Annotated in this window: 3 protein-coding genes; all 3 read right to left on the reverse strand. The window is 50.8% G+C overall.

Translation table 11 applies throughout. The annotated features are described in order from the left end of the window. Nucleotides 1–273 (reverse strand): DegT/DnrJ/EryC1/StrS family aminotransferase (locus tag CW742_RS13015; RefSeq protein WP_292421051.1); only part of this gene is annotated, 273 nt, incomplete at its 3' end. Further along, the gene (locus CW742_RS13020; protein ID WP_292421054.1) at nt 270–710 is read right to left on the reverse strand and encodes a DapH/DapD/GlmU-related protein; all 441 of its coding nucleotides are present in this window, start codon (nt 708–710) and stop codon (nt 270–272) included. The genes CW742_RS13015 and CW742_RS13020, both read right to left, overlap by 4 nt. Nucleotides 711–712: 2 nt before the next feature. Further along, the gene (locus CW742_RS13025) at nt 713–1366 is read right to left on the reverse strand and encodes a PIG-L deacetylase family protein (RefSeq protein ID WP_292421056.1); all 654 of its coding nucleotides are present in this window, start codon (nt 1364–1366) and stop codon (nt 713–715) included. Nucleotides 1367–1416: the final 50 nt, after the last annotated feature.

Below are 1416 nucleotides of genomic sequence, written 5' to 3' on the forward strand. Positions count from 1 at the left end.
AGGTGCGTTCGCGGTTGCGATGAATGTAAACGAGGGGACGATCACCTCATCCCCTTTTCCAATCCCGTACGCCGCAAGGGCTGCATGGAGTGCCGAAGTTCCGGAATTGAAGGTGAGACAGTACCTGCTTCCCACAAATTCCGCAATTCCCCGTTCAAATTCCGCAATCGCAGGACCGCCCGCCCAGCTTGAGCCGGATCGGATGGTCTTTTCTATGAGCCGTATGTCATCCTCATCCCAGTACATCCGGAACAGGGGAATTTTCCAGCTCATTTTGATTCAGCCTCGTTTGCCATCAACTGAAGCTCCTCCGCAGTGAGATCCCTGACTACCCGGGTCGGAACACCATAGGCCAGGACATTGTCGGGGATGTCCTTGGTAACAAAACTAAATGCCCCGATAATGGAGTTTTCTCCGATCGTAACTCCGGGCATAACTACTGAATGGGTTCCAATCCTGCAGTTTTTTTTAAGGTGGATCTTCCCGCCCTTGTTATCGATTGTGGACAGGGAATACAGGGAGCAGTGAGAACCGATCTGAACAAAATTTTCAATGACTACCCCGTTCTTTGCATTGATGTATGAGAACGCACCGATATCGGTTTTGCGGCCGAGAGTAAGGTTATCTTTATTCAGGACGATCCAGAAATATTTCGTGGGAATCCCGTCTTCAATTACAGGATATTCCCAGTCTGAGAACCGGGAGGGCATTACTAAATAATTTCCCTTACCAGCATAAAGGCTTCTGCATATTTTACGCCGATCTCCGAACCCCGCTTTGTTGCGAGGGCCGCGATGAGTTCGGCGGATCTCGGGTGGGGCGGGAGCCGGAGTTCTGTCTCAAAGAGCTTCATTGCATCCAGTTTCATCTCCCGATAGTCGGTAATATCAAAATACACTCCCGGAAGGAACCGGGCAAGGGTCCTGCCCCATTCAGTCTCTGAGAGTGTCTCGTACGACAGGATTTTTTTCACCGGGCTGCTGAGCGGACGGGTAGCTACAAGAGCTGCCTCATGAACGATGCGGTGGTCCTTGTTCAGATCCCCATTATGGGGGATGAACACCAGGTCTGGCCGTACGTCACGGATGATCTCTGACAGGGCATCGTTGAGATCCTTTTGCGGGACCGTATCCAGTTTGACGGTCGGGAAACCCAGCGGGATCATACGGGAGATACCCAGTTTTTTATTAGATTGTTCGATCTCGATGTGCTTCTTCTGGATATAAGCCTCCGACCAGTCAGGAGGATAGGGTTTTGTCACTATACACAGCGCGACGTTATTGCCTTCTTGTGCAAGCCGGTAAATCGTGCCCCCGCAACCAAGCACTTCATCGTCCGGATGGGGAGCAATTACTAGAACGTTCATAGTTTCTCCGTCAGTAGGTTATTTTCTTCTTGAGCAAGGCAGGGGAAAGA

It is taken from the genome of Methanoregula sp. (genome assembly GCF_002835825.1).
GTDB lineage: Archaea > Halobacteriota > Methanomicrobia > Methanomicrobiales > Methanospirillaceae > Methanoregula.

What these genes read in the sequence shown, in the direction of transcription:
- CW742_RS13025 (WP_292421056.1), bottom strand. Translation starts at nt 1,366, where the DNA reads ATGAACGTTCTAGTAATTGCTCCCCATCCGGACGATGAAGTGCTTGGT.
- CW742_RS13020 (WP_292421054.1), bottom strand. Translation starts at nt 710, where the DNA reads ATGCCCTCCCGGTTCTCAGACTGGGAATATCCTGTAATTGAAGACGGG.